Below are 13,238 nucleotides of genomic sequence, written 5' to 3'. Positions count from 1 at the left end.
AAAAGACCTAGCTTCCGCTAGGTCTCTTTTTTGATGTAATATTTTACATCAAGGGGATGGGAGAAATTTTCACGTTCAACAAAGGGGTATTTGTGTTTGTGAAGTAATTCACACCCTTATAATACAATTTATTTTAGAGTTTGGCAACCATTTGAGAAACATTTCACATTTTAGACACAAAATAGTAGTATAAAGATAGAGAAAAAGTTAGGATAAAAAACAAACACATATAGGTTTGATGATACATGTGTTTGTTTAAATAAGTTATTCGTTAAATAAAAGTTCTTCCATTTCGTTTAACATTTCTTCAAATACTTTCAATGCTTCTACGATTGGTTGTGATGAAGTCATATCAACGCCAGCTTTTTTCAATACTTCAATTGGATAATCAGAGCTTCCTGCTTTTAAGAATCCTAAGTATCTTTCAACTGCTGGTTCGCCTTCTTCTAGAATTTGTTTTGAAAGTGCTGTTGCTGCACTGAAACCTGTTGCATATTGATAAACATAATAATTGTAATAGAAATGAGGAATTCTACTCCATTCTAAACCAATTAACTCGTCGATTACGATCTCGTCACCAAAATATTTTTGGTTAAGCTCGTAATATGTTTTCGTTAATAAATCTGGCGTTAATGCTTCACCGTTTTGAGCTAATACGTGAATCTGATGTTCAAACTCCGCAAACATTGTTTGACGGAAAACAGTTCCTCTAAAAGTCTCTAAATAGTGATTTAGTAAATAAAGTCTTTGCTTAGGATCTTCAGTATTTTTTAGTAAATAATCATTTAAAATCGCTTCATTACAAGTAGAAGCAACTTCAGCTACGAAGATTGAGTAATCTCCGTAAACATAAGGTTGATTTTTACGAGTATGATAACTATGCACTGAATGACCAAATTCATGTGCTAATGTAAATAAGTTATTTACATTGTCCTGCCAGTTCATTAGGATATATGGATTTGTACCATACGCACCAGAAGAGTATGCTCCGCTACGTTTTCCTTTGTTTTCTACAACATCTACCCAACGGCTTTCATATGCCTCTTTCAGAATTTCAACATATTCATCACCTAATGGTTTTAATGCTTTTAATAAAATTTCTTTTGCTTCTTCATACTTAACTTCCATTTTTACTTCTTCTACTAATGGAGTAAATAAGTCATACATATGAATTTCATCAAGCTTTAACGCTTTTTTACGAATAGCAATATAACGATGTAATAAATTTAAATTATCATTTACAGTAGAAACTAATTGATCATAAACAATTTCAGGAATTTCGTTATTACTTAATGCTGCATGACGAGCATTATCATATTTTCTAACTTTTGCTTTGAAATTATCTTTCTTTACAGCACCACTTAAAGTACTTGCAAAAGTGTTTTTATACGCATCATACGTATGATAAACTGCTTCAAAAGCATCTTTTCGAACACGACGATCTGCGCTTTCTAAGTAGTGAATATAACGACCATGTGTGATTTCTACTTCTTCACCATTCTCGTCTTCAATCGTCGGAAATTTTAAGTCCGCATTATTTAACATACCAAACGTATTACTAGAAGAAGATAACACTTCAGAAGCTTGTGCCATAATTTCCTCTTCAGCTGCTGAAAGAACATGTGGTTTTTGCTTTAAAATTTCTTCTAAAGAGTGCTCGTACAATTTCAGTTCATTATTTTCATCAATAAATTTTTTCAATGTTTCTTCTGAAATTGTTAATAATTCAGGCACGAAGTATGACATTGCACTTCCAGCCTTAGTGTATAGATTTTTCGCACGATCATCTAAAGCTTGATATGTAGAATTTGTTGTATCTTGATCGTAACGCATATGAGAGTATGTATACAATTTCCCTAATAAAAACGAAATTTCATCCTGTTTTTTCAATGCATTTAAAAGTGTTTGAGATGACTCACCTAATTTACCTTTAAACTCTGAAAATGATGGGATTAATTCAAGTACTTTTTTATACTCAGCTTCCCATTTTGCATCTGTTTCATAAATATCTTCCAACTTCCAAGTTAATTCTTCTTGAACTTCACTTCTAGTCGGTAATTTTTTAACAGCTTTTTGTTCGAGCATGGCTGATCCCCCTAAAATTATTATTAGTATTATTAACATTCCGGTGTCTGATATTAATAATCATTTGAATCAGTTCTTGCATTAAACAACAAATCAAATGCTGTATTAGTGCTCAGACAGTCTTCATCCAATGCTTGTTGGAATGATGATGGAATAATAGTATTAGCTATCTTCATTATTTTACCATTTTTAATACGTTTTACGATTCTAATTTTTACTAAAAAGTCAATATACTTTTCTACACATTTCTCCAAATTATCAATTTCATTATCTTGAAATTGATTAACTCTCCATTTACCATTCTGTACTTCCATTTTTACAAACTGATTTATTTTATCGATAAAGATCAGTTGTCCAATTTCTACTTCATGAAAAAATTTAAAATATATTTGCCCCTGCCAAAATATACAATGTTCTTTAATTATGCAGTTACTTTCTAAAGGAACTCCAATTACTGCCGGAAAATAATAAATATTTGCATTGTATAAATACTGTTTAAAAACCATTAAATTACCTTTCGTATGCAAATGTTGATATAGTCTAAAATCCTTTTTTAAACGGTTCCATTTTGATACAAATACCTTTTTACCAATTCTATTTGGAGATAAAAATTCCTTAAGACTGAAATTATTTATTGGAAATACATCCTTTTGACCAATATATTGGACAGGAGAAAATGCTATTAATGAGGAAAGCACTGTAAATGATTGTAATGTAGGATTATAGAAGAGAAGTGAAAAAACGTTAATTCTAACAAATGAATAAATAGAAAGGGAATTAATGTAGAAAGATGACCATCTTTTTTGATTTAATAGTTTGTCATTTAGGATCCACAAAACTTTCATTCCATTATCTTTAAAAGAGTTTGTCCTCCTTATCATTATATCTAAAGGAATAACTGAACATTGATATTCAACACATATTTGAAGAGTATTTAATTTAATAAATAAATCAGGTCTTTGATTTAATTCAGGTATATATTTTTCAACCTCAACATTTACATTAAACTTTTTAAAAAATTGGTACAAAGCAAACTTCCCTTTATAATGGTCAATACTCTCTTTTTTCTCATTATCACATTCAGTCAAATCTATATGCGCAAAATGAGTTACCCTCTTAACTCCAATTTTGAGCCTCATTTGCTTTTTACAAATTGGGCAAAAATATGGTCCGTTTTGCTTTAATCTTACTAAATCATCTGTCGTTTTAACTTCAAATAAATTGATAGTATGCCTTTCTTTATTTAATGCTACGATCATGTTTATCCTACCTCCTTTCCAAATTTACTTCACTATCCATTTCGTATTTTCCTTCAAAAAAATTAAAAACGATTTTTCAAATAAAAAACCTACCAAATTAAATTTTCTATTTGGTAGGTGACTATATGAAATATTATAAAAATGTTCTATCAATGTTCTATCAATAAGATAGCTCATTACAAAAGTGGTGCCATTAATCTTGATAATGATTCAAATATCCTTTTGTATATAGGTCTCTTTTTAAAATCATTAAAAATAATTGCTTCAGAATCACGGATATCATTATTAAAATCATTAACTAAGTGATTAATACTTTCCTCTAAATATAAAAATGCAGTGACCTCGAAGTTTAAACGGAAACTTCTCATATCCATATTTGCCGTTCCAACAGATGCGATTTCATCATCTACAATCAATATTTTACTGTGTAAGAATCCTTGTCTATATTCATAGATTTCGACCCCAGCTTCTAATAACTCTGGAAAATATGAACGCGAAGCATAAAATACGATTTTCTTATCGGGACGATCAGGCATTAGAATTTTTACTTTGACCCCACCATTTGCTGCAACTTTAAGAGCAGTTAAAATATCTTCATCAGGAACAAAATATGGAGAAGCAATGTATATACTTTTCCTTGCACTTGTAATCATCGCAAAAAATAACTCTTTTATCACTTCATGCTTTCGGTCTGGTCCACCAGAAACAAGTTGAATTGCTCCTTTGGAAGAATAACTACTAGCATTAATGTCAAAGTACTCTTTGTCATCAATTAACTCATTCGTCATATAATACCAATCTTGCAAGAATATGAATTGTAGTGTTCGTACACCTTCTCCATTTAGGTATAGATGTGTATCTCGCCACTTTCCAAAATATTGGTCTTTCCCTAAATACTCATCTCCAATATTTAAGCCGCCAACAAATCCTACATTCGAATCTATGACGATAATTTTCCGATGGTTTCGGTAATTTATCGTATCGTTTAAAACTGGAATTTTAACTGGAGAAAATGGTAGTATTTCTACACCAGCTTTTCGTAAGTCTTTTACAAAATTTCTTGATAATTTCCAACTACCTACAGCGTCATAGAGAAATCGAACCTTTACGCCATTTTGTGCCTTTTCAATTAGAATATCTTTTAGTTGATTACCAATCTCATCATTTCTTACGATATAGAATTCGATATGAATATGGTGCTTTGCTTTTTTTAGTTCCTCAATTATTTTTGGAAATGTTTCACTTCCGTTTGTAAGAACTTTTGTAAAAGTATTCATCGTGACTGGTGTATTACTCTGTTTAGCTGCGATATTTATTAGATACTCTAACTTTTGATTTTGTGCTATAAATTCTTTCACTTCTACATCTTCTGATCCACTAATTAAACCATTTGCATTTTGATCATTAATTGCCTTTTTTCGATAGACCATTTTCTTTTTGTAATTTTGTCCAAAAATTAAATAAAAAACAAAACCGAATAACGGGAAAATAGCTAAAAGAATGATCCAGGTTAAAGTTCTAGCAGGATTTCTATTTTCTAGGAAAATAATAATCGATACACCTATAGCCGTTATCGAGAACATTATACTAATTAATCTAAAAATAGTAGATTTTTCAAAAAATGCAAAATTCATTAACCAAATGAATTTAATAGTTGGAGAAGCAAAATATAAAATGCATACTACAATTGATAAAAATATTAAAATCTTTAATCGAAATTGCATCAATATTCTCCTTTATAAAGAAAAGAAACCGATCCCTAAGGCATCGGCTATTACAGTAATGGAAAAATTGATTTAAAATGAGGTAAGGCTGTTTTTTCATAAATCAATTTTCCGTATTCCTCTAAAACATGTATAGTTACTTTTGAACGATGACCATATTCAAGTAACATTGATGATAAGTAATCGACTTGAACTTCATCAAGCAATTCTTCTTCAAATTTAACATAAAGATAGTAATAATCTTGGAAGGAATAAAGTGTAGTTTCAAATGATTCTTGATTAACAGCATGCGATAAAGAAATAATGTCTTCAAAATTTTTAAAGGATAGAATAAGTTCAGTTTCCTCTTCATCCATCGCTTCAAAAATATCGTCATCATCATCTTCATCTGAATCATCGTCATCATCTACAGAGATAAATGGAATTTCTAAATTCTTTTCTCCTTCACCTAAATTCACTTCTACTTTTTTGCCGTCTTTAGAAATCACAGCTTTTGTTACAACAACTTCTAACCCCTTGTCTAGTGCCTGTACCTGAATCCATAGGGGGCCACCAGCAATGAATTCTTCAGTCAAATGCGCTTCATCAATTAATTCCCAGAAAAGCTCTTCACTTCTTTCTCGATCTAACCATACTTCATCTTTAGAGAAACCTCTCTCCTCGATGTCTAAGTAGGATATGGAGAACTTAAACGTATTTTCATTAATTCTTTCTATTTCCATTTGTTTTCCCCCTCCTTTAATGAACAACAAGTAATTGCGTTAGACGAAATAGAATAAATAAAGTAAAAGAAATTTATGTTAAATATAAAATTCTGAAATAGTAAATTAGAAAAATACTCTTAAAAATTTAGCTTTAATAAGTAAATTTTTATCTATCTTACCATGAAAATTTATTAAATGCGAATAGTAACTACAATTATATTTTATGATACAATTTAAAATTTTGGAAATAAAATTCACCTATTTTTTAAAAATCATCATATACCTATTAATATTAGGACAATCATTTAAAGCTTTTAATAAGAGAGGTGAATTCATGATAGATCTTCATTATATATGGTCCTTTTTAATGATTGTAATTATAGACATTGTTTTAGGTGGAGATAATGCTATTGTCATTGCTTTAGCATGTAGAAAATTACCATATAAGCAACGTAACATAGCGATAATTTTCGGTAGTATTACCGCAATTGTTTTACGAATTATCCTAACTATAGGTGCAATTTACGTCCTTAAAGTCCCATTCTTGCATTTAATCGGCGGAATATTACTTTTGTACATAGCTTGCAAATTAATTATTCAGGAGGATGACAACCCTTCTATAAAGGAGAACTACACAGTTTTCCATGCAATTCGTACAATTGTATTTGCTGATTTAGTTATGGGGATTGATAACGTATTAGCAATAGCTGGGGCATCAAACGGAAAGCCATCATTAGTCATTTTAGGTCTTTCCATCTCAATTCCAATTATTATTTGGGGAAGTAAAATCGTTTTATGGTTTTTAGAAAGATATCCAATATTGAGTTTTGTAGGGGCTTCGGTTCTTTCAATAACAGCTAGCAAAATGTTAATAGACGAGCCATTTATCAGTCAATATATAAACGGGCGGAACGATATGGAATTAATCGTCGGTTCATCTTGTATAATCTTCACTATTGTTATAGGTTATTATTTTAATAATATTCGGTACCGTAAGCGAACATCCTAATTGTTTAAAAAAAAGCTGTAAAAAGTATGCATTTAACTTTTTACAGCTTTTTATATAATATGAATAAGTATTTGTTCAATATGATTGAGAATCTTAATCAAGAATTGTAATTTTTTTCACAATTCAAAACGTAGATTTACTCATTAACTAAACGTTGCGCTTCACGTAATTGATATGTGCGAACTGAACGTGGTAAAAATCTTCTAATTTCATCTTCATTATAACCAACTTGTAAACGTTTCTCATCAATAATAATCGGTCTTCTAAGTAAACCAGGATATTTCTGAATGATTTCATATAAGTCTTGTAAAGGAAGACTTTCTAAGTCTACATTTAATTCTTGGAAAATTTTTGATCTTGTTGATATAATTTCATCAGTACCACTTTCAGTCATACGTAAAATTTGTTTAATCTCATTAATTGATAATGGTTCTGAAAAAATATTTCTTTCTTTATAAGGAATATTATTATCTTCTAGCCACATTTTTGCTTTTCGACAAGACGTACAACTTGGTGAATTATACAAAATTACCATTTTGCTCTCCCCCTAACTACTCTTTTAAATAAAAGTAATATAGTTATGTGTATTAATTTATAAGAATTGGTTAATTATAATTAGTTTAATCTACCACCATATGTTCACATTATACAATATTGTGCAAAATAAATATATAAAAATTTGTAAAAAAATTTAAAAAAACCTATACAAAAGGTGTACAATTTTCAGTAAATTTATAAGTAAAATATAGCCTAATTTCTTTGATACATTATTCGTATGTGAAAGCTTCTTTTCACACCATAAACCTCACTATCCGTAAATGAAACCTGCTTCCTAGTTTCAATCCGATCTTGCAGTCTTTTACATTCCCGCAGCATTTTCTAAAGTAGTCAACTACACCTTTCGTTTCACACAACTTTAGTCCTAAAAGTTACAATACTAAAAGCCAGATTACTTTATAATAATCCCTAAAATAATTATTCGGAAAAAGCTTATTTATTCTTTCTATTTCCCCAAATTTTTAATACAATAATAGTAACGCTTACATTCCTAGGAGGCTAATCTTATGGCAGCTTACATAACTGATCTATTGATTGTTGCAGTGTTAGTAATCGGAATTACTGCGCTTAATGGTGTGTTTACAAACGCGATTGGCGAAAAAATATTTGGTAGAAGTAAAAAAAGTCAATTTGTTGATATGTCTGACAGAATGTCTGCAAACTTCAAACAAGTTGGTGGCCAAGGCAAGTTCCGTAAAAAAACTTATTAAGAACAGTATTATAAGAAATTTTACGATTAAATAAAGGGCAAAGGCCCTTTATTTTTTTTGCCTTGATAAGGTTTAGTGTATAACCAATGTAGAATGATTAAGGTCACTAGTTCGTCCTACGGTACAGTACTTTGAAATATTAAATTTAGGGGCTTTGAATTAAAAATTCGGTGTGCACTCTGGATTAATTTTCTTCTAAGCTTGTCCTACTATTATTACACCTTGCCTTATCTACACTTATCATCATAAAACCTCCACCTTAATTTTCCCTAAAATTGTATGAATGCTTAATGATTAAGATATTTTCGGCGTCTTTTTTTACTAGCCCCTTGAACTTTTTTTGAGACTCACTCATAGACCTCTCATGAGGAACCATTTTGCTTCTTTTTGCTGTTTTACTTCCTCATGAACCTCTCATGAAGAACCATTTTGCTTCTTTTTGCTGTTTTACTTCCTCACGAACCTCTCATGAGGAACCATTTTGCTTCTTTATTGTTGTTTTACTTCCTCATAAACCCCATAAGTAACCTTCTACTTACTCATGCCCCCGGATCCAAATCTCATCTACATAATCCAATATAAAAAATCCTAGTGATAAACTCACTAGGATTGATTTATTATTTATACATTTGTTGATAATTTTTAAATTCTGCTTCTGAGCAAAGTACGAAATGTCCAGGACGAACTTCACGTAATTTTGGTTGTTCGTTTGAATAATCGTGTTGTTTTGGATCATAAACGATACGTTTACGATTTCGCTCATAATCAGGATCTGGAAGCGGAATTGCTGATAATAATGATTTTGTGTAAGGATGCATTGGGTAATCATATAATTCATTACTATCTGCAAGTTCAACAATTTTACCGTGGAACATTACAGCGATACGGTCACTAATGTACTTAACCATTGATAAATCATGGGCGATAAATAGATATGTTAAACCTTTTTCCTTTTGAAGCTTTCTCATTAAGTTTACAACCTGAGCTTGAATTGACACGTCAAGAGCTGAGATTGGCTCATCGGCGATAATAAATTCTGGTTGTACAGCAAGTGCTCTAGCAATACCGATACGTTGACGTTGTCCACCTGAGAATTCATGTGGGAAACGGTTAGCGTGCTCTTTATTTAAACCTACTGTTTCAAGTAAGTCATAAACCATTTTCATGCGCTCTTCTTTGTTACGAGCTAAGCCATGAATATCAATACCTTCTGCAATGATATCTGCAACTTTCATACGCGGGTTTAATGAAGCGTATGGATCTTGGAAAATCATTTGCATACGACGGTTAAATTGCTTAAGTTCTTTACGACTTTTCTTTCCATGTACATCTTTACCATCGAAAATTACTTGTCCATCAGTCGCATCATATAATCGAATGATTGAACGTCCAGTTGTAGATTTACCAGAACCTGATTCACCTACTAAACCGAAAGTTTCTCCACGGAAAATGTCAAATGTAACATCGTCGATTGCTTTAACAGTTGTTTTACCTGTATTAAAGTATTGTTTTAAATTTTTAACTTCAACTAATTTTTCTGCTTTATTTGACATTTACTTCACCTTCCTTCATTCGTTGAATACGCTTCATAACGGCTTCAGGTGGGTCAACTTTTGGAGCATCCTCATGTAATAGCCATGTTGCAGCGTAGTGTGTATCAGACACCTTAAACATAGGAGGTTCCATTTCATAGTCAATTTTTAAAGCATTTGGATTACGTGGTGCAAACGCATCACCTTTTGGAGGATTTAATAGATCCGGTGGTGTACCAGGAATTGCTACTAATTCTGCTCCTTGTTCGTTATCTAAGTCCGGCATTGAAGCTAAAAGTCCCCATGTGTAAGGATGTTTTGGATTGTAGAAAATATCGTCTACAGTTCCCATTTCAACTACTCTACCTGCATACATTACTGCAACTTTATCTGCAACGTTCGCTACTACACCTAAATCATGTGTAATAAAGATAATTGCTGAATCAGTTTTTCTTTGAATTTCTTTCATTAACTCAAGAATCTGAGCTTGAATTGTAACGTCAAGAGCTGTTGTTGGCTCATCGGCGATTAATAATTTTGGATTACATGCTAACGCCATTGCAATAACAACACGTTGTCTCATACCGCCTGAGAATTGGTGTGGATATTGTTTAAAACGAGCTTCAGCATTTGGAATACCAACAAGATTTATTAATTCTATAGCAATTTTCTTTGCTTCAGTTTTACTCATTTTTTGATGCTTAATTAGACCTTCTGTTATTTGGTACCCAATCGTTAATACTGGATTTAAAGAAGTCATAGGATCTTGGAAAATCATTGAGATTTCTTTTCCACGAATATTTTGCATTTCTTTATCGCTTAATTTAGCTAAATCTTTTCCATCGAATAAGATTTCACCGCTTTTAATTTTACCTGGAGGATTTGGAATTAACCCCATTAATGCTTTAGAGGTAACTGATTTACCTGAACCAGATTCACCTACAATTGCTAATGTCTCACCTTTTTTAAGATCAAATGAAACTCCGCGTACTGCTTGAACTTCACCAGCATGAGTATAAAAGGAGACACACAGATCTTTTACTTCTAATATTTTACTCATAGTTCATTCTCCCTTCAAAATTACTTACTCATTTTTGGATCTAAAGCGTCGCGTAATCCGTCAGCAATTAAGTTGAAACTTAAAATTAATAAGCTGATTACAACCGCTGGAATAATCATCATATGAGGGAAAGTTTGTAATGATTTGAAGCCATCACTTACTAACGAACCTAATGATGCTTTTGGTGGTGCAATACCTAAACCGATGAAGCTTAAGAACGCTTCAGAGAAGATCGCACTTGGAATCGTGAACATCATCATTACGATGATTGGACCCATAATATTTGGAATTAAGTGTTTTGCAATTAATTGAGTATTTGTTGCACCTAAAGTTCTTGATGCTAATACGAATTCTTGATTTTTTAGTTTTAGCATTTGACCACGTACGATACGGGACATACCTACCCAACCTGTGATTACCATCGCTAATGCGATAGAAAGAATACCTGGGTTTTTAAATACTAAGATGAATAAGATTACTACGATTAGATATGGAACACCCATTAGGACTTCAGCAATACGTTGCATGATTGTATCTGTCCGACCACCGAAGAAGCCTGAAATACCACCGAAAGCTACACCAATTACCATATCAATTACTGCTGCTAATAAACCGATTAAGATTGATACTCGAGCACCAGCCCATGTTCTTGTGAAAAGGTCACGACCTAAATCATCTGTACCAAACCAATAGTTTTCTTTAATATTTTTGTTTTTATAAACATCATTCCCATATTGATCAATACCGTCAAATGGTAAGAATTTTACGTTTTCTAATACACCAATTTTTGGTGGTAATTTTGATCTTTTTAAGTCTTGATCTTTATATGAGTGACCACTCATCATTGGACCAAACAATGTAAAGAATAATAAGATACCAAGGATAATAAATCCTAACATTGCACCTTTATTTTTTTTGAAACGTCTTCTTGCATCTTTCCAAAAAGAATCCGAAGGTCTTGAAATTTTATCTGCATTATTCAAATCTACGTTTGCAGGTTGGAATAAATCTGATGAAATTTTTTGAGCTGTGTTGTTGTTCATTATTTATTTACCTCCTGCTAAACGGATACGTGGATCAATTACACCGTATAAAATATCTACAAAGAAGATTACGATTAGTAATAATGCACTATAGAAAATTGTTGTGCCCATAATTACTGAGTAGTCATTTGTTACAATTGAGTTAACGAATTGAGAACCTAGTCCAGGTACAGCAAACATATTTTCAATAACTAATGTACCAGTCATTAAGTTAACAGCCATTGGACCTAAAATTGTAACTACTGGAATTAATGCATTTCGTAGTGCATGCTTAATGATTACGCCTACTTGAGAGATACCTTTTGCTTTTGCTGTTACGATATACTCTGAGTTCATAACTTCGATTAATTCAGTTCTTGAGAAACGAGCTACAGTTGCTGTTACGAATACTGACAATGCAATTGTAGGTAGAATCGTGTATTTAAAGCTTTCCCAATATGCTACCGGGAACCAATGTAATTTTACTGCTAAGTAGTACTGTAAGATTGCCCCGAAAACGAATGACGGGATGGAAATACCTAGAACTGCTAGAACAGTAGAACCATAGTCAAAAATGGTATTATTTTTTAGTGCTGCTACGATACCGAAGATTAATCCGATAAATGTTCCTAATAATAGTGCTTGAGCACCTAATTGAGCTGATGGACCAATACGAGTTGAAATCATATCAGTTACTTTACGATTATCGTATTTATATGAATCTCCTAAATCACCTTTAGCAAGATTCTTCATGTAATTTGCATATTGTACAGGAACTGGCTTATCTAACCCATATTTCACAAAAATAATTTGTTTTTGTTCAGGTGTTAATTTCTCTGGGTTTTTTAATGGAGAACCTGGTAACAACTTCATTAAGAAAAATGTAACAGTACAAATCAAAAATAGTGTGACAAACATGTAAATAAATCTCTGTAGCACGTAACGTCCCACAACTGCACCCCCCTATTAATTTAAAAAATATTTTATTTTTTTTATTTTTTGATAATTCTTTTGTAAAAATGAGAGCATTTGGATTTTTCCCTATTTTGATCTACTCCACATACTCTTTAGTACCAATTATAATTCTGTAATTTTTTCGATCGATTTAACTTCTTGTCCATATTATTCTCAAACATGGGATTAATCATTTAATCCTTTTTTTTCATTTGTTGTAAAATGGTGTAAATTTTTGCTTAAGCTTTTTTTCCCAACAATGTAAGCGTATTCGCAATGACGCTTTTGGTCAATATTTTTTTACTGGAAAATTCTAAATTATTATTCTAAACAGATTATTTCTTACAATTTTCTCCTTATTAATTGAGTTGGGATCCTTATAAAAAATAGCTTAATTAGATATTTATTCTTAAATTTGGTAAAAAAATGAATGCTTTTTCAAAAATTCAAATCGCAATTTCAGTATAACAAATTTATTTATCGTAACATATCTCACAATCCATGATGTATACCCCCTAGGATGCTAATGCAATGTAGGCTAAAAAACAGAAAGTTAATATACAATTCTGAATTTTTATAGTAGAATTTTCGATAAGTATCGATTTTTTTCTACAAATTTTA

Annotated in this window: 11 protein-coding genes; 2 read left to right on the top strand and 9 right to left on the bottom strand. The window is 31.4% G+C overall.

What is annotated here, in order from left to right; genetic code table 11:
- Positions 1-264 precede the first annotated feature (264 nt).
- The 4 genes from pepF to mecA all read right to left on the bottom strand — a co-directional run bounded on the left by pepF (position 265) and on the right by mecA (position 5,790).
- Positions 265-2,085: an oligoendopeptidase F gene (gene pepF / locus CN946_RS00260; RefSeq protein ID WP_098859380.1), complete on the bottom strand. Its 1,821-nt coding sequence runs from the start codon at positions 2,083-2,085 to the stop codon at positions 265-267.
- A gap of 53 nt (positions 2,086-2,138) precedes the next feature.
- A complete protein-coding gene (locus CN946_RS00255; RefSeq protein ID WP_098859379.1) occupies positions 2,139-3,344 on the bottom strand; it encodes a competence protein CoiA in 1,206 nt (401 codons plus the stop codon).
- 176 nt (positions 3,345-3,520) lie between these two features.
- Complete coding sequence (cls, locus tag CN946_RS00250; protein WP_098859378.1) at positions 3,521-5,068, bottom strand: cardiolipin synthase; 1,548 nt, start codon at positions 5,066-5,068, stop codon at positions 3,521-3,523.
- A 50-nt stretch (positions 5,069-5,118) separates the two neighbouring features.
- Complete coding sequence (gene mecA / locus CN946_RS00245; RefSeq protein ID WP_098427726.1) at positions 5,119-5,790, bottom strand: adaptor protein MecA; 672 nt, start codon at positions 5,788-5,790, stop codon at positions 5,119-5,121.
- A gap of 319 nt (positions 5,791-6,109) precedes the next feature.
- Between mecA and CN946_RS00240 the strand changes: the two genes are divergently transcribed.
- Positions 6,110-6,781, top strand: a complete 672-nt coding sequence (locus CN946_RS00240) for a TerC family protein (protein WP_098427955.1) — start codon at positions 6,110-6,112, stop codon at positions 6,779-6,781.
- Between the two features lie 136 nt (positions 6,782-6,917).
- Here CN946_RS00240 and spxA read toward each other — a convergent pair whose 3' ends face one another.
- A complete protein-coding gene (gene spxA, locus CN946_RS00235) occupies positions 6,918-7,316 on the bottom strand; it encodes a transcriptional regulator SpxA (protein WP_056473638.1) in 399 nt (132 codons plus the stop codon).
- Positions 7,317-7,845: 529 nt separating this feature from the next.
- On the opposite strand from spxA, the gene CN946_RS00230 reads away from it, so the two are divergent.
- Entirely contained in the window at positions 7,846-8,049 is a 204-nt protein-coding gene (locus tag CN946_RS00230; protein WP_069032985.1) for a hypothetical protein, read from the top strand.
- A 617-nt stretch (positions 8,050-8,666) separates the two neighbouring features.
- Here CN946_RS00230 and CN946_RS00225 read toward each other — a convergent pair.
- Genes CN946_RS00225 through opp3b form a run of 4 tightly spaced genes read right to left on the bottom strand, consistent with a single transcriptional unit; the run spans position 8,667 to position 12,614 of the window.
- Entirely contained in the window at positions 8,667-9,602 is a 936-nt protein-coding gene (locus CN946_RS00225; RefSeq protein ID WP_098859377.1) for an ABC transporter ATP-binding protein, read from the bottom strand.
- The gene (locus CN946_RS00220; protein ID WP_098427728.1) at positions 9,592-10,641 is read right to left on the bottom strand and encodes an ABC transporter ATP-binding protein; all 1,050 of its coding nucleotides are present in this window, start codon (positions 10,639-10,641) and stop codon (positions 9,592-9,594) included. Before CN946_RS00220 ends, CN946_RS00225 begins: the two co-directional genes overlap by 11 nt.
- 20 nt (positions 10,642-10,661) lie before the next feature.
- A complete protein-coding gene (opp3C, locus tag CN946_RS00215; protein WP_098427729.1) occupies positions 10,662-11,684 on the bottom strand; it encodes an oligopeptide ABC transporter permease in 1,023 nt (340 codons plus the stop codon).
- 3 nt (positions 11,685-11,687) lie between these two features.
- Positions 11,688-12,614 carry an oligopeptide ABC transporter permease gene (opp3b, locus tag CN946_RS00210; RefSeq protein WP_098427730.1) on the bottom strand — a complete coding sequence of 309 codons (927 nt, stop codon included), beginning with the start codon at positions 12,612-12,614 and terminating at the stop codon, positions 11,688-11,690.
- Between the last annotated feature and the right edge of the window lie 624 nt (positions 12,615-13,238).

The organism is Bacillus sp. AFS053548, assembly GCF_002575105.1.
Taxonomy (GTDB): domain Bacteria; phylum Bacillota; class Bacilli; order Bacillales; family Bacillaceae_G; genus Gottfriedia.
Note: the sequence above shows the minus strand (reverse complement) of the source record. Positions and strands in the feature narration are given on the sequence as shown.

Excerpts from the sequence above, each read along its gene's own strand:
- mecA (WP_098427726.1), bottom strand. The coding sequence starts at position 5,790 with ATGGAAATAGAAAGAATTAATGAAAATACGTTTAAGTTCTCCATATCC.
- CN946_RS00225 (WP_098859377.1), bottom strand. The coding sequence starts at position 9,602 with ATGTCAAATAAAGCAGAAAAATTAGTTGAAGTTAAAAATTTAAAACAA.
- cls (WP_098859378.1), bottom strand. The coding sequence starts at position 5,068 with ATGCAATTTCGATTAAAGATTTTAATATTTTTATCAATTGTAGTATGC.
- CN946_RS00220 (WP_098427728.1), bottom strand. The coding sequence starts at position 10,641 with ATGAGTAAAATATTAGAAGTAAAAGATCTGTGTGTCTCCTTTTATACT.
- opp3C (WP_098427729.1), bottom strand. The coding sequence starts at position 11,684 with ATGAACAACAACACAGCTCAAAAAATTTCATCAGATTTATTCCAACCT.
- pepF (WP_098859380.1), bottom strand. The coding sequence starts at position 2,085 with ATGCTCGAACAAAAAGCTGTTAAAAAATTACCGACTAGAAGTGAAGTT.
- CN946_RS00255 (WP_098859379.1), bottom strand. The coding sequence starts at position 3,344 with ATGATCGTAGCATTAAATAAAGAAAGGCATACTATCAATTTATTTGAA.
- spxA (WP_056473638.1), bottom strand. The coding sequence starts at position 7,316 with ATGGTAATTTTGTATAATTCACCAAGTTGTACGTCTTGTCGAAAAGCA.
- CN946_RS00230 (WP_069032985.1), top strand. The coding sequence starts at position 7,846 with ATGGCAGCTTACATAACTGATCTATTGATTGTTGCAGTGTTAGTAATC.